This is a genomic window from Burkholderia sp. 4M9327F10 (assembly GCF_005503145.1).
In the GTDB taxonomy this organism is placed as follows: domain Bacteria; phylum Pseudomonadota; class Gammaproteobacteria; order Burkholderiales; family Burkholderiaceae; genus Paraburkholderia.
In genome coordinates this window covers 52,924-70,064 of record NZ_SCNV01000045.1, presented here as the reverse complement: position 1 = coordinate 70,064, position 17,141 = coordinate 52,924, and the positions used below count along the sequence as shown (strand labels likewise).

The window sequence follows — 17,141 nt, the reverse complement described above, 5'->3', positions numbered from 1 at the left end:
ATCGCCGGCACCTTGCCGAGGCCAAACAGCATCAGCACCGGGATCAGGTACACGAAGCTCGGCAGCGTCTGCATGATGTCGAGCACCGGCAGCAGGATGCGCCGCAGCCATGCGCTGCGCGAGGTGAAGATGCCAAGCGGCACGCCCAGCACCACCGACAGCACGGTGGCCACCAGCATCAGCGCGAGCGTCTCCATGAGCTTGTCCCACAGGCCGAAGCAGCCGATCGCGTAGAGCAGCAGCACGAAGAAGGCGGCGATGGGCAGGCGCCGCGTCGCATTCCAGGTGATCGCGCCCACCGCGAGCAGGATCAGCCACGCGGGTGTGGCCCGCAGCGCGCCTTCGAGCGGTACCAGCAGATAACGCAGCAGCAGGATGCTGAAGTTATGGAAGCTGTCACCGTGCGCGGTGACGAACGACTGGACGACGTCGTTCACCCAGTCGGCAATCGACAGATGCAGGAAAAACGAGTTCATGATGCGCTCGCGGGTTTAGCTAGCCAGGCTTGCCTGGATTTTCGAGGCGACGTCGGCCGGCACCCATTGCTTCCACATCTCCGGATGCGTGCGCAGGAATTGCGTGGCCATCGTGCTGCCGTCGACCTTCTTGACACTCATGTCGAGGATGGTCTCGTTCAGGAAGTCCATCGGGAACTGGACCTTGTTGAACATCGCCATCAGTTGCGGATCGTCGTTGTAGAACGGCGTCGACACGCCCACCGTCACATGCGAGACCATGTATGACGAGGCGCACTGCGAGGTGCTGCTTTCGTCACGCAAGGTCTTCCAGCAATCGGCGTTGTACGGCGGCATCTTCAGCTCGGTGAGCTTGTACTTGGCCATCAGCGCGGCCGGCCCCCAGTAGTAGAAGAGGATCGGCTTGCCGCGCGTGTACGCCGAGGCGATCGCCGCATCGAGCGCGGCTCCCGTGCCCGGGCGGAAGTTAGTATACGAATCGTCGAGCTTGAGCACCTTCAGGAGACGCGTGTTGACGCGCTCGCAATCCCAGCCGCTTGGGCAATTGAGGAAGCGGCCCTTGCTGGGCTCTTCGTCATCCACGAACACATCCTTGTACTTCGGCAGATCGGTCACGGCAACGAGTCCCGGCGCCGACGGCTTGATACCGCGCGCCGGGTCGCCCTTCACGACATAGTCCGGCACGAACCAGCCTTCCTTGGTGCCGCCCGGCAGGGTGTCGCCGACCAGCTTGACGCTGCCCGAAGCGACGGCCTTCGCGGTGATCTCGCTGCGGCCCGTCCACTGTTCGGCCCATACCTGCACGTCGTTGTGTGCGAGAGCGGTTTCGGTCGCGGCGGTGCTACCGGGGACGACATCGGTCTTGCAGCCGTAGCCTTTCTCGAGAATCTGCCGCAGCACTTCGGTGGCGAATGCGCCGCTCTCCCACGTGATGCCGGCAAAGTGCACGGTCTTGCCTGCGCCGCACCAGTTGTCGGCCGCATGGGCTGAGCCGGTTGCGAGCAAGGCAGCAGTCAGGAACGCGGCGCGAAATTGTCTGAGTTTCATGGTTGACTGTCTCCAATGTTGTCTGAATGTCTTTTTAGTTGATCGCCGTAGTGCGCGAAGCCGGCGCCGGGCTGGGCGTGCAGCGGGACTGCGGCGGTCCGGGCCTTCGGGCGGCTGTGCATAGGCAGACCCGATTTGCATACGACGGTGTAGCGTGATTGTGCTGTTCGTTGGCGCGGGCGAAGAATTGATGTTTTTTGATCTCAGGTATGAGCCTGACTCAATATCGGGTTTTTACCGAGCGGTGCGCTATGCAGGCGAGGGGACGAGGGTGTGAAGATTGTGCGAGTGCACTGGGCGGGGGCTCAGGCGGCCGCGAATGCGGCCGCCGGCAGGCAGCAAAGGACAGCAAAAGGGCAGAAGACAGCCGGCAGACAGCCAGCAGACAGAAAGGGCGCCGCGCGCTCTCGCCTCAGAACGGCTTATACGGCAGGAACTTGCCGTCGAGTGTGATGACTGCGCGTGAACCGCCTTCGGGGTCGTCCACCTTCTTCATATCGATCTTGAAGTTGATCGCACTGATGATGCCGTCGCCAAACTGCTCGTGCACCAGCGCCTTGAGCGTCGTGCCGTAGACCTGCACCATCTCGTAGAAGCGGTAGATGGTCGGATCGGTCGGCACGCTCTCTACGAGGCTGCCGCGTTGCGGGATGGCTTGCAGCAGACGGATGGCGTCCGCGTCGAGTTCGAGCCGCTCGCCCACCCGTTGGGCCGCATCGGCCGGCAGCGGGTGCTGCCCGAGCAGGGCCGCGGTCACGTAGGTGAGACTCAGGCCCGTGCCCTCGGCAAGCTCCTGCCACGAGAGGTTCTTGCGCAGCTTCGCGTCGATGATGATGTCGGTCAGTTGCAGGCGGGCGGCCTGGCTCACTTGGGATTGCAGCATGGCGGTTCCTTTTCTCGACTAAACGGGCTGAGTGGGCTACGGGGCAAGCGGGTTGAGCAGGTTAAGCCGGTTGGGCAGGTTAAGCGGCCGGACGCCGCGGCCGCCCGCGCTAGCGGGCTTCGCCGGTCCGGTCTTCTTCAGTGGCCTGATGGATCTTCATCTCATGCGTACGCATCGCGCAGGCGTTCGGATGATCGACGAGCGAAACGAAGCGCGGCGGGGTGGTGCTGCCGTCGAGAGCGTCGATCGCGCCTTTTTCGATGTCGTAGACCCAGCCATGCAGGTTGAGCCGCCCTTGCGACAGCGCCACCGCAACCGAAGGATGGGTCTTGATGTTGGCAAGCTGGGCTTCCACGTTATCGCGCACCAGCGCATTGAGGCGCGCCTGGGGCGTGGCATGCTCGCGTGCGGCATTGACGGCCTTGGCCGCATCGGCATGCCGCAACCAGGCGGCCACAGCCGGCAGGTGATCGAGGCACATGCAGCTCGAGATGGCCGTCATTGCGCCGCAATCCGAATGCCCGCAGATGACGATCTCCGTCACGCCCAGCACGGCGACCGCATATTCGACGGTGGCCGAGACGCCACCCGGCTCCGGTCCGTACGACGGCACGATATTGCCGGCGTTGCGGATCACGAACATGTCGCCCGGTTCGCGCTGCGTCAGCAGTTCCGGCACCACGCGGCTATCCGAGCAGGTGACGAACAGCACGCCGGGGCTCTGGCTGGTGGCAAGCCGCTTGAACAGCGCGGAGCGGGCGGGGAACACTTCCCGCTGAAATTTCAAAAAGCCTTCAATGATGTCCTGCATGAGCGCTTCTCCCGGTGCAGATCAATGTCACAAGCATGATCTCATTTAACTATAGGGTCCAAGACCGGATTATGATGGATCTAATAAGTCACATCTATAGTTGAGTGGGCATGCTGCTACGTCATATCCGCTATCTGCAGGCGGTTGCAGAACACCAGAACTTCACCCGCGCGGCTGAGGCCCTGCACGTCTCGCAGCCCACGCTCTCGCAGCAGATCCGGCAACTGGAAGACGGTCTGGGGGCGCAACTGTTCGACCGTTCGAGCCGCACCGTGCGGCTCACGGATGCGGGCGAGGCCTATCTGCGCCATGCACGGCGTGCGCTGCAGGATCTCGACGCCGGCCGGCGGGCCATTCACGACGTGCAGGATCTGAGCCGCGGCACCCTGAGGCTCGCGGCCACCCCGACCTTCACGGCCTACCTGATTGGCCCGTTGCTGGTCCGTTTCAACGAGTCTCATCCGGGCATCGCCGTGAGCCTCGAGGAGACCACTCAGGACCGCATTGAAGCGGCGCTCGCCGACGACCGGCTCGATATCGGCATCGCGTTCGACGAGGTCCGCGCGCCGGAGCTCGAGAGCGAAACGCTCTTCGTCGAAACGCTCAGTCTGGTGGTCGGGCCGGCGCACCGCTGCGCGAGGCAAGCGGCGACGCAAGCGCCGAAGCAAGCGGTAACACTGTCGGCGCGCGAGGCCGCTGAGGAGTCATTCGTCCTGTTGAACGGCGATTTCGCGACGCGCCGCCATATCGATCTGTATTGCCGTCAGCAGGGCATCGTGCCGAAGGTGGCGATCGAGGTGAATTCGATTGGCGCCGTGGTGGAAATCGTGCGGCGCGGTCAGCTCGTGACGGTATTGCCCGATGCGATTGCGCGCGAGCATGAGGGTTTGCATCCGCTTGCCTTGAGGCCGGCTTTGCCGCGCCGCACGGTCAAGCTGCTGTGGCGCAGCGGCGGGTATCGGAGTGCGGCCAGCGACGCGTTTGCCGCGCTGGCGATGGAGTGGGGTGCAGGCGCGCCGCGTTAGCGCGCGATGCTGATCGGCGGGAGCAGGTGCAGCGTGTGCTGGAGGATCGGATACACGCCCACGATGAAGGCGGCGTAGAGCGCGGCCATCGTCACGCCGGCGGCTGTCCCCCAGACGTCGCGCGATGCGGCGCCCTGGCGGAAGTGCACGGGCAGGCCCACAATCACATAGCCGAAAGCGAAAAATGCAAGCACAGCCCACACGGGCGACATATCGTGGCCGATGTATTCCAGCAGGTGAATCAGGCTGAGATTTTGCATAGAGTCATGCGGGATCTGAAGAGAGTAAAACCAAGGCTAAAACTGGGCAGATGGTGGCGATTACAACCGATGCACAAAACCGGGTCAAGCGGCAAAACGTTAGCGTTTTTTACACAGCAAATAACATGTTCGACAGCTTTCAGTTCTGTATTTTTAGTCGCCTGATTGTCGACTGATTTTGCAGAATTGAAAGCCTGCTCCAGCGGCCATCAAGGCCTGTTGTTTCATGACAAGGCTCGGCAATGCGGTTTAGCTTGCCGGCCGTTCGCGGCCTTTGCGCAGCGGTTCGATTAAAGACGACAGGCCATTATGGTCGATCTCGTGCATCAGGGCGAGCAGGCGGCCGATCTCGCCGGGCGGAAAGCCCTGGCTCGCAAACCAGTTCAGGTAATGCCCCGGTAAATCCGCAATCAGCCGGCCTTTATATTTTCCGTAGGGCATGACACGGGTGACCAGCAATTCGAGGTGTTCTGGATTCATCTTCAGGCTTGCAATGTTGCGATGGGGCAATGAGGGCGTTGCCATAGTCCGTGCGAGCTGCATTTTAGCTGCCCTGCAAGCATTTGGTGGCCGTGGTAACGTCGGCATCTTTCGTACACACAGACAACGGGAATCGATCGATGGAATACCGCAAACTGGGCAATACCGGCGTCGAGGTCAGCCTGATTGGTCTCGGCACGATGACCTGGGGCGAGCAGAACACCGAGCGCGAAGCACACGAGCAGATCGACTACGCGCTCGATCACGGCGTGACGCTGATCGACGCCGCCGAAATGTATCCGGTGCCGCCGCGTCCCGAGACTCAGGGCTCGACCGAGCGCTATATCGGCACATGGCTCGCGCAGCATCGCAGCGCGCGCGAGAAAATCGTGCTCGCCACCAAGATTGCCGGCCCGGCGCGTCAACCGCATAACCCGCGCCATATTCGTGGCGAGGGCAATCAGTTCGACCGCAAGAATCTGACCGAGGCGCTCAACGACAGCCTCAAGCGCCTGCAAACCGAATACGTCGATCTGTATCAGCTGCACTGGCCCGATCGCAGCACGATGACGTTCGGCCGCAGTGCGTATCCGTGGGTCGAGGATACCTATACGGTGCCGATCGAGGAAACCTTGTCGGTGCTCGCCGAGTTCGTCAAGGAAGGCAAGGTGCGGCATATCGGCGTGTCGAACGAAACGCCGTGGGGTGTTGCGCAGTTTCTGCGCGCCGCGGAAAAACTCGGCTTGCCGCGCATCGTTAGCATCCAGAATCCGTACAGTCTGCTGAACCGGACTTTCGAAGCGGGCTTGTCGGAGTTCACACACCGCGATGGCGTCGGCCTGCTGGCCTATTCGCCGCTCGCGTTCGGCTGGCTGTCGGGCAAGTATGAAGGCGGCGCGCGTCCGGCGGGCGCCCGCATTACGCTGTTCGAACGCTTCCAGCGCTACAGTAAGCCGCAGTCGCTGCAGGCGATCAGCCGCTATGTCGAACTGGCGAAGCGCCATGGCCTGTCGCCCGCACAGTTTGCGCTGGCGTTCGTCAATAGCCGCCCGTTCATGACGAGCAACCTGATCGGCGCAACCTCGCTCGCGCAGTTGAAGGAGAACATTGCGAGCGTGGACGTGAAGCTCTCGCCCGAGGTGCTGGCGGAAATCGACGCGCTGCACGAACTGCAGCCGAATCCCGCGCCCTAAATCCTGAACGCCGGCACGAAAGAAGCGGGCCCGCTTGCTTGCGCAGCGGGCCCGTGGTTCATTCCGGCTCAGCGTATCCTGAGCCTCGTTCGCACCGCGTACAGGGCGATGAGGCTCAGCACCGCGCAGAACATCAGATAAAAACCCGGCGCGAGCTTGTTGCCGCTCGCTGCAATCAGCCACGTGATGATGAAAGGCGCAAAGCCGCCGAAGACCGTCACGCCGATGTTGTAGCTGACGGCAAGACCCGTCGCTCGCGTGCGGATCGGAAAGATCTCGGACATCAATGCCGGCAGGGCGCCGAAATACGCGGCCTTCAGTGCGCCGATCCAGGTCATCGCCACCAGCATCGTCGCAAACGAGGCATGCCGGTTCATGCAGGCGAAGGTCGGATACACCGTCGCCAGCATCAGCAGCGCCGCCGCGGCCATGAGCCGCACGCGTCCCGCCGTATCGGACCAGTGGCCGATGACCGGAGTGAGCACGGTCAGCACGAAGCCGGTGGCGAGCGTCGCGGCGAAGCCCGTCGCGGCAGGCAGATGAAGCTGCTTGATCGCGTACGTCGGCATATACAGGATCATGTAGTTGGCCGCCGTCGAAATGACGAGCGCACCCACCGCCAGCAGCACACGCGTCTTTTGTGTCACGAGCAGTTCGCGCACCGGCGAGTGGGTCTGCGCCGGGGTCTGCATGAGCGTCTTCTGCTGCGCGTCGAACTCCGCTGCCTCGTCGACGTACTTGCGGATGTAGAAGCCGACCGGCCCGATTGCGAGGCCAAAGAAGAACGGGATGCGCCAGCCCCACGATTCAAGCTGCGCGCCCGAGAGCTGGCTGGTCAGCAAGGCGCCAAAGCCTGACGCGAGCAGCGTCGCCAGTCCCTGGCTGGCGAATTGCCAACTACCCATGAAGCCGCGCCGCTCGGGAGCATGCTCGACCAGAAAAGCCGTTGAGCAGCCGAACTCGCCGCCGGCGGAAAAGCCCTGCATCAAACGCGACAAGAGGATGCCGAACGGCGCCCAAAGGCCGATCGTGGCATAGCCCGGCATGATGGCGATCAGCAGCGTGCCGATCATCATCAGCGCGATCGACAGCAGCATCGAGGCCTTGCGTCCGGCGCGATCGGCAAACGAGCCGAGCACGAAGCCGCCGAGCGGCCGGATCAGGTACGAGATGCCGAAGGTGCCGAGCGTGAGCATCAGTGAGATCGCTTCGGTGCTGGCCGGAAAGAACAGTTTGGCGATCGTCACGGCGAAAAAGCCATAGACGACCAGGTCGAACCATTCGAGTGCGTTGCCGATCGACGCCGCAAGGATGATGCGATGGACTTGGGCCGCGGAGGGCCGCACGGCCCCGGCGGGCAGGGTGGAGGTGTTCATGGTGGTCAGGTCTCGCGACGGCGAACGAGGGAGCGCCGATGGCTCGGCGGGGGTGCGTCAGATTCGATGCGGCTTCACGCCGTACCGGCCGTGAATGCACGCACCTGCTTGTAGCCGCTGCGCGCGACTGCAGCCGGCCGGCGAGATTCAACCGCCTGCTGTACGCGCTTTGGGTGAGTTTTCGCCGAGATCCCAGAAGAGCCCCGCCATGATCTGCAGTCCTTCACGTACGACCGGTCCGAGCAGATGCTCGTTTGGCGCGTGTTGCGAGCAGGCGGGATACGAGTGCGGCACCCAGATGGTCGGCAGGCCCAGCGTGTCGGCGAAGACTTCGTTGGGCAGCGTGCCGCCGAGGTTCGGCAGGACCGCAGTCTTCTTGCCGGTGGTCTGCTCGAGCGAAGCGATCGCCCAGGTCACCCACGGGTCTTCCGGATCGAGCCGCGTCGCCGGTGCGCCGCGCTCCACGCTGACCTCGACCATCGTGAAGCCATGCGCATCGAGATGCGTGCGCAGGTGCTGCGCGAGGTTGTGCCAATCGGTACCCACCACGAAGCGCAACTGGCAATGCGCGTAGGCGGACGACGGAATGGCGTTGACCGGGTTCTCGGGATTGCCTGCCTTCATCGCCAGCACTTCGAAGCTGTTCCAGCCGAATACGCGTTCGGCCGGTGTGAGGCCGGGCTCGCCCCAGTTGTCGTCGACAGCAGGGTCGCCAGGGCCGCCGCCCACGTCGATATCGGCCAGCGCCCGGCGCACGGCATCGGAAATCGGCGGCGGACGCAGTCCTTCGACGGCAATCACCCCGCGTGCATCGACAAGGCTCGCCAGTGCGCTGGCGAGCACCGTGGCGGGATTGCGCAGCAGGCCGCCCCAGTTGCCCGAGTGATGCGCGCCGTCGCGCAGGTTCAGTGCGAGCCTGAAATTCACCGAGCCCCGCGAGCCGAGGAACACGGTCGGGCGCCGCGCGGCCAGACGCGGGCCGTCCGAGGCGATCAGCACGTCGGCGGCAAGCGCATCCTTATACGTATGACAGATGGCGTCGAGTCCCGGCGAGCCGGTTTCTTCACCCATTTCGATCAGCAGCTTGGTATTGAAGCCGAGCTTGCCGTCGCGGGCGGCGAGCACGCTGGCGAGCGCCGCCAGATTGATGGTGTGCTGTCCCTTGTTGTCGGCGGTGCCGCGGCCAAACCAGCGCTCGCCTTCTACCGTCACGGCCCACGGCGTCAGCGGCGCGCGCCATTGGCTGTCGTAGCCGCGCACGACGTCGCCGTGGCCGTAGATCAGCACGGTCGGCAGCGCATCGCTTTCGTGGCGCGTGGCGATCAGGAACGGCCCCGCACCGGTCACGGGGTTATCGACGATGCGGGTCGCGAAGCCTAGCCGCTCGGCTTCCGGGGTGATCTCATCGGTCAGATAGGCGAGCAGGGCGGCGCTGCGGCCGGCTTCCTGGCTCTCGGTGCGAAAGCCGACGCGGCGGTTGAGGTCGGCGAGAAAGGCACCCGAATCGAAATGGTGCGTGGCGTGCTGGATGGCCTGGTTGCGGCTCAAGTTCGTCTCCGGTGGGGGCAGTAGAGGTCTGGGAATCAGTCTGCAATCGATTCTAGGAGGCCGATTTTTTTGTCACAATGATCGTATTTCGAAGCTTGCGTTGCCGAAAAGGCAAAGTACGGGCAACCCCAGCAACCCTTGCGAGACCTCGTTCCATGGCTCTTTCCCTGCACGGCATCGCCTTGCGCTATTTCGTCGAAGTGGCGCGCACCGGCTCGCTCAGCGAAGCGTCGGCGCGGCTGCACGTGGCCGTCTCGGCGATCAGCCGCCAGGTGGCGCGGCTCGAGAGCGAGATCGGCACGCCGCTGTTCGAACGGCGGCCGCGCGGCATGGCGCTCTCCGAAGCGGGCGGGCGCCTGCTTGCCTACGCACAGCGCAGCCTGCTGGAAGCCGAGCATGTGATGAAGGAGATCGGCGGACTGGATGCCTTGCACGGCAGCATGATCAAGGTCGCCAGTTCCGAGGGTTTTGCCGCGGATTTTCTGCCCGGCGCGCTGGCCGGCTTTCGCCTCAGGCACCCTGGCATCGACTTCAACCTCGCGGTGCTGACGCCCGGCGAAGCGACCCGGCGGGTGCGCGATGGCGACGTCGATCTCGCCTTGACCTTCAGCCTCGCGCCGGAAAAGGGCGTCAAGGTCGAGCATACGGAGCGTGCGCCAGTACTCGCGCTGATGCCGGCCGATCATCCGCTCGCCGCGCGTGCGAAGGTCTCGCTTGCGGATCTGCAGCACTATCCGCTGGTGATGCCCGAGCCCGGCACGACGATCCGCCAGCTGATCGACATTACCTGCGCGCTCGAAGGGCTGCTGCTCGAACCGGACCTCACCAGCAACAACAGCGGCGCGATGTACCGCTACGCGCAAAAGACCGGTGCGATCATGTTCACCGGCTTGCTGTCGGTGCGCGACCGCTATGCCGACGACGGCTTCGTGGTGGTTGCGCTGAGCCATCCTCAGATGCGTCAGCGCAGCATCCAGGTACAGACCATGGCGGGGCGCGAGCTGCCGGCGTCGGTGCGGGCGTTCCGCGATTTCCTGATTGCGCAGATCAAGGCGCCACAGCCGGCGCGCAGCCACCCCATGCGATAATTCGGCTTACCGTTTGCCTCCATCCCGGTGATTTCATTCGAGATCAGCCCTTCTTTGCGTTGCCCAATTGAAAAACCTGCTTGTGCCGCTCGATCAACTGGGACGCTTCGACGAGATCGTCGACGTGCGTACCCCGCTTGAGTTTGCAGAAGACCACATTCCGGGCGCGCTCAATGCGCCGGTGCTGAGCAATGAAGAGCGGGTGATCGTCGGCACGATGTACAAGCAGGTGTCGCCATTCGAGGCTACGCGGGTCGGCGCGGCGATGGTGGCGCGCAATATCGCGCAGCACCTCGACACCACCTTTGCCGGGCGTCCGCGCAACTGGCGTCCGCTGATCTATTGCTGGCGCGGCGGCAAGCGCTCCGGGTCGATGACCACCTGGTTCAACCTGATCGGCTGGCAGGCGCGCCAGCTCGAAGGCGGCTACAAGGCGTATCGCGGCTCGGTGCTCGAGCGGCTGGCGAGCCTGCCGGGACAGTTCGACTATGTGGCGCTGACCGGTCACACCGGCAGCGGCAAGACGCGTCTCCTGCAGGCGTTGCGCAAGGCCGGCGCACAGGTGCTCGATCTGGAAGAGCTGGCCTGTCATCGCGGCTCGCTGCTCGGCGCGCTGCCGGACCGCCCGCAGCCGGCGCAGAAGGCTTTCGATACCGCGCTGGTGGGAGTGCTGTCCGGCTTCGATGTGCGGCGGCCGGTGTTCGTCGAAGCGGAGAGCCGGCGCATTGGCGCCATCACGTTGCCGCAGACGCTGCTCGAGCGCTTTCATCGCGGCGCCTGCGTGGAAGTCGAGGTCAGTCATGACGAGCGCGTTAGCTTCCTGCTGCAGGACTACGCGCATCTGTTCGACGATCCGGCTGCGTTCAGGCAGCAACTCGATCGTCTGGTCGGCCTGCATAGCCGTGAACAGGTCCGCCATTGGCAGCAGTTGATCGACGCGGGAAGCGCCGCGGTTCATGCTGATCAGGCGGGTGATGTGGCAGATGCGTCGGCCGCCCGCGCGGAACTGTTCGGCGAGCTGATCGAGCGCCACTACGACCCAGCCTATCAACGCAGCAGCCGCCAGCATTTCAGCCGCCTCGGCGAGGCGCTGCACTTTCAGTTCAGACCCAACGCGGCTGACAGTGTCGAGCAGGCGGCAGCGCTGCTGGCGAGCCTGCCTGATGCCGGTGGCGAGGCATCGATGGGTGTGGCGACGGGTGGGGCGGCGTCTGGGTCTGCGGTTACGGCCTCAGTTGCGGCAGCAAGCGCGCCGCGACGCAATGAACCCGCGGCTGCTCACGCTGCCGCTGGATCGGCAGCGGTACCGCCTGCCAGCGGCTTGTCAGGCAACACACTCGTGCGACCGGCTGCTGTCAAACCAGAGTAGTCTTTGCTTGAAAACTAACCATACCAATACGATGAACACCACACGCCAAACCCAACCCGCCACTGGCTGGCTGGTCTTCCTGCTGGTCGCCGTCGCCGGGCTCTTCTACGTGAAGTGGTTTCCTTACTATCACCGCGCGTTCACGGCAGCCGAAACCCATTCGATCGGCAAATCGATCCTGATGGGTAGCGACGCGAGTCCGCCGGCGCCCTCGCTCGCGGCCGCGCTCGGCTATGCGCTCGCTTACGGCAAGGCGATCTGGCAGGCGATGGTGCTTGGTCTGCTGCTCGGCTCGGCGGTCCAGGTGTTGTTACCGGTGCAATGGATCGCCCGCGTACTGGGCAAGACCAGCTTCGGCAGCGTGGCGGCCGGCGGGCTGCTGGCCATCCCCGGCATGATGTGCACCTGCTGCGCGGCGCCCGTGGTGGTGGGCCTGCGCCAGCGTCAGGCCTCGCCGGGCGGCGCAATCGCCTTCTGGCTTGGCAATTCGGTGCTCAATCCTGCCACGCTGGTCTTCATGGGTTTCGTGCTCGGCTGGAACTGGGCGGCGCTGCGTCTTGTGCTGGGCGTGCTGATGGTGTTCGGTCTGGGCTATCTGGTGAACCGTCTCGTCACCCCGCAGGAAGCCGTGGCTGCCGAGGGGCAGCTCGCGCAACTCGCCGAGCAGCAGGAACAGGCGCGCGGCAATGCGTTCATACGCTGGCTAGGCCTTTTCGTCCGCATGGCGCTGCGTCTGATTCCCGAATACATCGTGCTGATCCTCCTGCTCGGCGCGGCGCGTGCGTGGCTTTTTCCGCATGTGGGTCCGGAAATCGGCAACCAGTTCGTCTGGATCGTCGCACTGGCGGTCGCCGGCATGCTGTTCGTGATCCCCACCGCCGGCGAAGTGCCGATCATTCAGGCGATGCTTTCGCTCGGCATGGGCGTGGGCCCCGCGGGCGCGCTGCTGATGACCTTGCCGCCGATCAGCGTGCCGTCGCTGGCGATGCTGGCACGCTCGTTCCGGCCGCGTCTGCTGGCGCTGGTGGCGGTGTCGGTGGTGCTGTTCGGCATCGTGGCGGGCGGTCTTGCGGTTGCCTTTGGATTCTGAACGGAACCGCTCGCCTCAGGCAGTACGCGTCACAAATCTTCAATGCCAGATGGCGAATCACGTCCTACACTGGGGAACGGAGGGCGTTCAGATCGAACCGCGGCCAGGTTCGAGTGGGTTAGGACGCTCACCGGTGGTACGATTCGGCGCGAAAAAAAGCACAGGCGGCATGAAGGGTGAGACGCCGCCGCATACACTCAAGCGATTGCAATCAGGAAACAGAATGGCGCAACAAAAAACAAATCCGAAACTTGAACAGGCGCTGACGCGCGGGGACCTCGCGATCCGCCAGGCAAACTCGGCGCGTGCCACCGCGCTGCTGCGCGCCTTGGGCAAAATGATCATCGAAGCATCGGCAACCATCGGCGTGGAGGCATTCACGCTGATTCCCGATGGCGACCGCATTTATGATCCCGCTGACGGTCTGTGGCCACAGGAACTGCTGGTGTCGCTCGACGGCCCGGTGGAAGAGTCCGATCCCGACGAGGTGCGCACGGTGCGCCTGATTGCCGACGATCCGGGCACGCTGTTTCGCGTCGAATGGCAACGCGCGGACGGCAAGATCGGACGTCAGGAAGGCGGGCCGTTTGCGACGGTCGCGTTCATTTCCGACGTCGAAATTCCCTGGACGGATGACGAAGACTGAGGCCGTCCTAGCGCATCATCCTGCGCCGGAACAGCACGGCTGAGATGCAGAACGGCACCACCACGTAGGCGGCCAGCACCGCCACGTGCAGCGTCACGTGATCGAGCGGCCGGCCGAGCATGGCCGGCCGGATCAGATCCACGGCGTGCGCGAGCGGCAGCAATTGCGTGATGAACTGCGCGAGCGGCGGCAACTGCGCAATCGGAAAGAATACGCCGGAGAGCAGCAGCATCGGCGTGAGCGCGAGCGTCTGATAAAACATGAAGAAATCGTAAGACGGGGCGAGCGCGGTCACGATCATCGCCACTGCCGCAAATGCGAGGCCGGTCAGGGCAATCACGGGCAGCGCCAGCAGCATCGACGGGAAGTTCGCATAGCCGAGCGCGCCGGCCACCAGCATGATCGCCGCCCCGGACAGCATCGACTTGCTGCCCGCCCACATCACCTCGCCCAGCACGATATCGCCTAGCGTAAGCGGTGTGTGCATGATCGCCTCCCACGTGCGCTGCACGTGCATGCGCGAGAAGCCCGAGTACATCGATTCGAAACTGGCCGACATCATCACGCTCGAAGCAACGGTGCCAGCCGCGAGAAAGGCGATATACGACACGCCGTCGACGTGTCCGACCATCAGGCCAAGCCCGAAGCCCAGGCCAAACAGGTAGATCATCGGATCGGCGAGATTGCCGAACATCGAGGCAAGCGCGAGCTTGCGCCACACCAGATAGTTGCGGCGCCATACCGCGATCCAGTTGACGGCGTTGGCGGGCAGGGCGGCGAAGGGTTCGGTGGCCGCGGTGGCCTGGCCGGGGGTGTCGTAGCTGCGTGCGTCCATGATTGTTATGTCCTGCTTCAGTCCTGCATTTCACGGCCGGTGAGCCGCAAGAACACGTCTTCGAGATTGGCCGGCCGGTGCAGGTAGCGCAGGTCCGAGCGTTGCTTCAGTCGCGCATGAATGGGTTCTGCATGAGTGACATAGCAGAACAGCGTTTCGCCGCTGATCTCGGTGCGTTCGGCAAGCGGCGCCAGTTCGTCGCGTAGCGCGACGGGGTCCGGCCCATAGATCTCGATGACGTCGCAGCCGATCTCCGAGGCGATCAGGTCATTCGGTGCGCCTTCCGCAATCTTGCGCCCTTCTTCTATGACGCATAAGCGATGGCAAAGCCGCTCGGCCTCTTCCATGAAGTGGGTGGTCAGGAGAATGGTCTTGCCGCGTGCGAGCAGCGAGCGCAGCCGCTCCCAGATCAGATGGCGCGCCTGCGGGTCGAGCCCGGTCGTGGGTTCGTCCATGATCAGCACGTCCGGATCGTTGACGAGTGCGCGGGCCAATGTCAGACGCCGCTTCATGCCGCCAGACAACTCGCCGACCCGTGCGTCGGCCTTGCTTTCGAGGCGGGCGAATTCGAGCAGCGAGGGCACCATCGCATGCGTTTGCGCCGAACTCAGTCCGAAGTAGCGGCCGAACACCAGCAGGTTTTCGCGGACGGTGAAATCCGGATCGAGGTTGTCGAACTGGGGCACCACACCCACGCGCGCCCGTGCAAACCGCGAGCGCACCGGGATCGGCTCACCGCACAGGCGGATCGTGCCCGCATCGGGTGCCGCGATGCCGAGCAGCATGCGCAGCGTCGTGGTCTTGCCGGCGCCGTTCGGGCCGAGCAGGCCAAAGCATTCGCCGCGCCGCACCTGGAACGACAGGCCGTCGACCACTGTCTTATTGGCATAGCGCTTGTGGACTTGCAGGAATTCGATGGCGGCTTCAGACATGGGGTCGTTGGGGATTCCGAAGGACGTTAAAGGCCGGTGCGGCTGCCCATTCTAGGGCATCGGCGGCACCCTGTCGGCGCTCGTGCACCCGCTTTGGCACTGGCAGGGTGCGGGTTCTTGCACTGCCGCATACGCGGTGCGCCGGGCGGAATGTAATGGGCGCGTACTTTGCACGCGGTTAGCGTTTTCCATCCCTTGCAAGCTGAATTGCGGCGCACCATGATTCAGGACACAACCGCGATTGGCGCGGTAGGGAGAACCTCATGGCGAGCTACAAAAAAATCCTGCTGTGTTACGACGGCTCGCGCGAAGGCCGCAAGGCATTGCGTTGCGGGGCCGACCTGGCACTGGACCTGAAAGCGGAAACGCATCTGCTATCAGTGGTCGACATGCGCTCGAGCATTGCACAGAGCGCAGGCCTGCTGACCGATGTGGCTTGCGGCAGCTTCGAGAAAACCGCCCGCGACATTCTCCAGGAAGGGGTCGACTGGCTGACTGAGCGCGGTGTGAGCGCTCAGGGCCATTTTGCATTCGGCCATCCTATCGACGAAATTGCCAACCTCGCTAACGACTTGCATGTGGACCTGGTCGTGGTCGGCCACCGCTGCCGCACGGGCTTGTCACGTTGGTGGATGGGGGCGGGTAATACGCCGTTGCTCGATCGCGTTTCGTGCAGCATCCTGGTGGCGTGCTCGTCGGTTCAGGAGCAGCAGGCCGCTGCGGCCGATGCCGCTGCAGCGACAACTGTCTGACAAGGGGCGCAGCGGCCCGGCTTGCGTGCCGGGTCACTGCGTGCGTAGTACAGGGTTGCTGCGTGCCGGGTTACTACGTGCCCACTCACGCGGGAACCGGTCCCGCCACGCCATAGCACACCGCGTGCCGCCTAGCCGTTCAGATTCACCGCGGCCAGCTTCCACGAAAACAGCCCTTCGCGCCGCAGGATCGCGGAGTAGCGCGTATCGCCCACACCATGCTGATACGTGACTACAAATTCGTTGATGCCGCGATAGCTCGCCGTGGTTTGCGGCGGCTGGGGCGGTGCGTTTGTTCCGGCCGTTTCTGCCGTTGCGGCCGTCTGTGCGGTCGAAGGCGCCGGTGCGGGCGTCACCGCGGCCGGTGTTGAATTCGCGGAATCGCCTGAACTACTTGCTGCCGTATCTTGTGGCACAGGCGGGCGCTGGGTAGGGTCGCCGCGTGGCGGCATGCCGTTCAGCAGCGCAGCGACGCCATCAGGCGTGGCATAGGCATCGACCAGCGGACCGATCAACGCCACGCCGATCATCGCCCCGAGTGCGGCGAGCGGATTGCCGTTGGCGCGCGCCTCGAGCTTGCGCGTGAGCAAAGCGGAAACCTGCTCCTTCAGACTTTCGCGCAGTGCAGGATAGTCCACGTATTCGCTGACGGTTTGCGCATCGCGGGCGTCGGCGGCACGCTTGAGGCGATCCAGTGCGAGATAGGGCGAGGCATAGCCGTAGCCCAGTACGGCCACAATCGCAATCACAAGCAGTGCGACGATCAGCGGCCGTGCGATACCGCCTTTGGCGCGGCGTTTAGAACCGCCTTTGATGCCATGTCTGGCACGTTTTGCAGGTGTGGAAACAGCCATCGGGCGAAGCTCTCCATGAGATGTGATCCTGAATGGACCACATTTGCGCGGAAACGATCCCTGCGTAATCGCCATGCGTCCGCACCCTTGCACTCATTCCACCTGCTTATTCAAACAGCGCGTTCTGCGCCCCGGCGCGTTCTTCAGCGATACAACGGTCGATCATGCGGCACACCGCGTCCACGGTACCCACCATGATGAGGCGCGACGGGCCGTGATAGACCCGCACCGGCGCACGCCGGGCCGGCTCCGCCGTATTGAGCCCGGAATTCAGCGACACCCGTGCGAAAGCCGGCAGCGCCGACGGCAAGGTCGAGCTTTGCGGCTCCGGGGTGTCGAACAACGAAGGAGTAGTGCTGGACGCCTCGATCGGTGCGCAGGGCACCAGATTACGCAAATGGCGCAGACGACCGAACTGGCGGAAGGGCAGCAGGCGGGCAAGGCGTTCCATGAATCTCTCCAGTCTTGTTCAGGGC

Annotated in this window: 18 protein-coding genes and 1 pseudogene; 7 read left to right on the top strand and 12 right to left on the bottom strand. The window is 63.9% G+C overall.

Features of this window, described 5'->3' with window-relative positions:
• From FFS45_RS30180 to FFS45_RS30165, 4 genes are all read right to left on the bottom strand, one after another.
• Positions 1-476, bottom strand: a 476-nt coding sequence (locus FFS45_RS30180; RefSeq protein ID WP_137958295.1) for an ABC transporter permease subunit, incomplete at its 3' end; no start/stop codon positions are given.
• 15 nt (positions 477-491) lie between these two features.
• Complete coding sequence (locus tag FFS45_RS30175; protein ID WP_137958294.1) at positions 492-1,523, bottom strand: ABC transporter substrate-binding protein; 1,032 nt, start codon at positions 1,521-1,523, stop codon at positions 492-494.
• 412 nt (positions 1,524-1,935) lie between these two features.
• Positions 1,936-2,406, bottom strand: coding sequence for a cyanase (cynS, locus tag FFS45_RS30170; protein WP_137958293.1), 471 nt, complete (start codon positions 2,404-2,406; stop codon positions 1,936-1,938).
• A gap of 109 nt (positions 2,407-2,515) precedes the next feature.
• Complete coding sequence (locus FFS45_RS30165; RefSeq protein ID WP_137958292.1) at positions 2,516-3,217, bottom strand: carbonic anhydrase; 702 nt, start codon at positions 3,215-3,217, stop codon at positions 2,516-2,518.
• Positions 3,218-3,327: 110 nt separating this feature from the next.
• Here FFS45_RS30165 and cynR point away from each other — a divergent pair, with 110 nt between their 5' ends.
• A complete protein-coding gene (gene cynR, locus FFS45_RS30160; protein WP_137958291.1) occupies positions 3,328-4,242 on the top strand; it encodes a transcriptional regulator CynR in 915 nt (304 codons plus the stop codon).
• On the opposite strand, the gene FFS45_RS30155 is transcribed toward cynR, so the two are convergent.
• A complete protein-coding gene (locus tag FFS45_RS30155) occupies positions 4,239-4,502 on the bottom strand; it encodes a hypothetical protein (RefSeq protein WP_137958290.1) in 264 nt (87 codons plus the stop codon). The genes cynR and FFS45_RS30155 overlap by 4 nt on opposite strands.
• Positions 4,503-4,751: 249 nt before the next feature.
• Positions 4,752-4,982 (bottom strand): DUF3820 family protein, encoded by a 231-nt coding sequence (locus FFS45_RS30150; RefSeq protein ID WP_090695862.1) that lies wholly within the window; start codon positions 4,980-4,982, stop codon positions 4,752-4,754.
• Positions 4,983-5,122: 140 nt separating this feature from the next.
• Here FFS45_RS30150 and FFS45_RS30145 point away from each other — a divergent pair, with 140 nt between their 5' ends.
• Positions 5,123-6,175 carry an NADP(H)-dependent aldo-keto reductase gene (locus FFS45_RS30145; protein WP_137958289.1) on the top strand — a complete coding sequence of 351 codons (1,053 nt, stop codon included), beginning with the start codon at positions 5,123-5,125 and terminating at the stop codon, positions 6,173-6,175.
• Between the two features lie 68 nt (positions 6,176-6,243).
• Here the strand turns inward: FFS45_RS30145 and FFS45_RS30140 are convergent, their stop codons facing one another.
• Positions 6,244-7,551: an MFS transporter gene (locus FFS45_RS30140; protein WP_137958288.1), complete on the bottom strand. Its 1,308-nt coding sequence runs from the start codon at positions 7,549-7,551 to the stop codon at positions 6,244-6,246.
• Between the two features lie 147 nt (positions 7,552-7,698).
• Positions 7,699-9,099 carry a M20 family metallopeptidase gene (locus FFS45_RS30135; RefSeq protein ID WP_137958287.1) on the bottom strand — a complete coding sequence of 467 codons (1,401 nt, stop codon included), beginning with the start codon at positions 9,097-9,099 and terminating at the stop codon, positions 7,699-7,701.
• 155 nt (positions 9,100-9,254) lie between these two features.
• Here FFS45_RS30135 and FFS45_RS30130 point away from each other — a divergent pair, with 155 nt between their 5' ends.
• The 4 genes and pseudogenes from FFS45_RS30130 (at position 9,255) to FFS45_RS30115 (ending at position 13,292) form a co-directional block, all read left to right on the top strand.
• On the top strand, positions 9,255-10,187 hold the full coding sequence (locus FFS45_RS30130) for a LysR family transcriptional regulator (protein ID WP_137958286.1): 933 nt from the start codon (positions 9,255-9,257) through the stop codon (positions 10,185-10,187).
• A 67-nt stretch (positions 10,188-10,254) separates the two neighbouring features.
• A pseudogene (gene mnmH / locus FFS45_RS30125) lies at positions 10,255-11,370 on the top strand (tRNA 2-selenouridine(34) synthase MnmH); the annotation flags it as partial.
• Positions 11,371-11,587: 217 nt separating this feature from the next.
• On the top strand, positions 11,588-12,646 hold the full coding sequence (locus FFS45_RS30120) for a permease (protein ID WP_137958284.1): 1,059 nt from the start codon (positions 11,588-11,590) through the stop codon (positions 12,644-12,646).
• A gap of 223 nt (positions 12,647-12,869) precedes the next feature.
• Positions 12,870-13,292 (top strand): hypothetical protein, encoded by a 423-nt coding sequence (locus FFS45_RS30115; RefSeq protein WP_137958283.1) that lies wholly within the window; start codon positions 12,870-12,872, stop codon positions 13,290-13,292.
• A 7-nt stretch (positions 13,293-13,299) separates the two neighbouring features.
• On the opposite strand, the gene FFS45_RS30110 is transcribed toward FFS45_RS30115, so the two are convergent.
• Together FFS45_RS30110 and nodI are read right to left on the bottom strand one after the other, a co-directional pair.
• Entirely contained in the window at positions 13,300-14,127 is an 828-nt protein-coding gene (locus FFS45_RS30110; RefSeq protein ID WP_137958282.1) for an ABC transporter permease, read from the bottom strand.
• 17 nt (positions 14,128-14,144) lie between these two features.
• Entirely contained in the window at positions 14,145-15,059 is a 915-nt protein-coding gene (nodI, locus tag FFS45_RS30105) for a nodulation factor ABC transporter ATP-binding protein NodI (RefSeq protein WP_137958281.1), read from the bottom strand.
• A gap of 263 nt (positions 15,060-15,322) precedes the next feature.
• Here nodI and FFS45_RS30100 point away from each other — a divergent pair, with 263 nt between their 5' ends.
• Positions 15,323-15,811 (top strand): universal stress protein, encoded by a 489-nt coding sequence (locus FFS45_RS30100; RefSeq protein ID WP_137958280.1) that lies wholly within the window; start codon positions 15,323-15,325, stop codon positions 15,809-15,811.
• Positions 15,812-15,942: 131 nt separating this feature from the next.
• On the opposite strand, the gene FFS45_RS30095 is transcribed toward FFS45_RS30100, so the two are convergent.
• On the bottom strand, positions 15,943-16,665 hold the full coding sequence (locus tag FFS45_RS30095; protein WP_137958279.1) for a DUF2939 domain-containing protein: 723 nt from the start codon (positions 16,663-16,665) through the stop codon (positions 15,943-15,945).
• Positions 16,666-16,771: 106 nt separating this feature from the next.
• Entirely contained in the window at positions 16,772-17,116 is a 345-nt protein-coding gene (locus tag FFS45_RS30090; protein ID WP_137958278.1) for a hypothetical protein, read from the bottom strand.
• Positions 17,117-17,141 lie beyond the last annotated feature (25 nt).

Bases quoted from the DNA above. Each gene is read 5' to 3' on its own strand.
- FFS45_RS30175 (WP_137958294.1), bottom strand. From the start codon at position 1,523: ATGAAACTCAGACAATTTCGCGCCGCGTTCCTGACTGCTGCCTTGCTC.
- cynS (WP_137958293.1), bottom strand. From the start codon at position 2,406: ATGCTGCAATCCCAAGTGAGCCAGGCCGCCCGCCTGCAACTGACCGAC.
- FFS45_RS30165 (WP_137958292.1), bottom strand. From the start codon at position 3,217: ATGCAGGACATCATTGAAGGCTTTTTGAAATTTCAGCGGGAAGTGTTC.
- cynR (WP_137958291.1), top strand. From the start codon at position 3,328: ATGCTGCTACGTCATATCCGCTATCTGCAGGCGGTTGCAGAACACCAG.
- FFS45_RS30155 (WP_137958290.1), bottom strand. From the start codon at position 4,502: ATGCAAAATCTCAGCCTGATTCACCTGCTGGAATACATCGGCCACGAT.
- FFS45_RS30150 (WP_090695862.1), bottom strand. From the start codon at position 4,982: ATGAATCCAGAACACCTCGAATTGCTGGTCACCCGTGTCATGCCCTAC.
- FFS45_RS30145 (WP_137958289.1), top strand. From the start codon at position 5,123: ATGGAATACCGCAAACTGGGCAATACCGGCGTCGAGGTCAGCCTGATT.
- FFS45_RS30140 (WP_137958288.1), bottom strand. From the start codon at position 7,551: ATGAACACCTCCACCCTGCCCGCCGGGGCCGTGCGGCCCTCCGCGGCC.
- FFS45_RS30130 (WP_137958286.1), top strand. From the start codon at position 9,255: ATGGCTCTTTCCCTGCACGGCATCGCCTTGCGCTATTTCGTCGAAGTG.
- FFS45_RS30120 (WP_137958284.1), top strand. From the start codon at position 11,588: ATGAACACCACACGCCAAACCCAACCCGCCACTGGCTGGCTGGTCTTC.
- FFS45_RS30115 (WP_137958283.1), top strand. From the start codon at position 12,870: ATGGCGCAACAAAAAACAAATCCGAAACTTGAACAGGCGCTGACGCGC.
- FFS45_RS30110 (WP_137958282.1), bottom strand. From the start codon at position 14,127: ATGGACGCACGCAGCTACGACACCCCCGGCCAGGCCACCGCGGCCACC.
- nodI (WP_137958281.1), bottom strand. From the start codon at position 15,059: ATGTCTGAAGCCGCCATCGAATTCCTGCAAGTCCACAAGCGCTATGCC.
- FFS45_RS30100 (WP_137958280.1), top strand. From the start codon at position 15,323: ATGGCGAGCTACAAAAAAATCCTGCTGTGTTACGACGGCTCGCGCGAA.
- FFS45_RS30095 (WP_137958279.1), bottom strand. From the start codon at position 16,665: ATGGCTGTTTCCACACCTGCAAAACGTGCCAGACATGGCATCAAAGGC.
- FFS45_RS30090 (WP_137958278.1), bottom strand. From the start codon at position 17,116: ATGGAACGCCTTGCCCGCCTGCTGCCCTTCCGCCAGTTCGGTCGTCTG.